The organism is Vibrio sp. 970 (assembly GCF_033339075.1).
The window spans coordinates 1-694 of sequence record NZ_JAWOTW010000328.1; the positions used below are offsets into that span (position 1 = coordinate 1).

Below are 694 nucleotides of genomic sequence, written 5' to 3' on the forward strand. Positions count from 1 at the left end.
CATGGCTTACGAAAACGGTGGCGGCGCATTTTTTATTCCTTACCTTTTTGCCATGATCACCGCCGGTATCCCATTCATGATCCTTGAGTTCAGTATGGGACAGAAATACCGTGGTTCAGCACCGAAAACACTAGCAAAAATCCATTCGAAGTTTGAATGGCTTGGCTGGTTCCAAGTTGGCGTTGCTGCTGTTATTGCCGTTTACTATGTTGCGGTAATTGGTTGGTCTATCTCTTACTTTGGTATGTCGTTTACTCAAAGTTGGGGAACCGACACTAACGCGTTTTTCTTTAGCGAATACCTAAAGTTAGGTGATAACTCACCAACAAACTTAGGCGGTATTCAATGGAAAATTGCTATAGCGATGACCATTGCTTGGGCTGTTACTTACATTGCCATTGCAAGTGGCGTTAAGTCCGGCATCGAACGCGCATCAAAAATCATGATGCCAATCCTATTCTTGATGGTTCTATTTCTGATCGGTCGCATGGTATTCCTACCAGGTGCACTCGATGGTGTGAACTATATGTTCGAACCCGATTTCAGCAAGATTTGGGACGTAAAAGTGTGGGCTGCCGCGTATGGTCAAATCTTCTTTACCCTAAGTATCGGCTTTGCAATCATGTTGGCCTACTCAAGCTACTTGCCTGAAAAGTCTGACATCACAAACAACGCCTTTATGACCGTACTGATC

General features: G+C 44.4%; 1 pseudogene. It reads left to right on the plus strand.

The features are described 5' to 3' along the window. Nucleotides 1-694, plus strand: a pseudogene (locus R7Q11_RS26465) (sodium-dependent transporter); the annotation flags it as partial.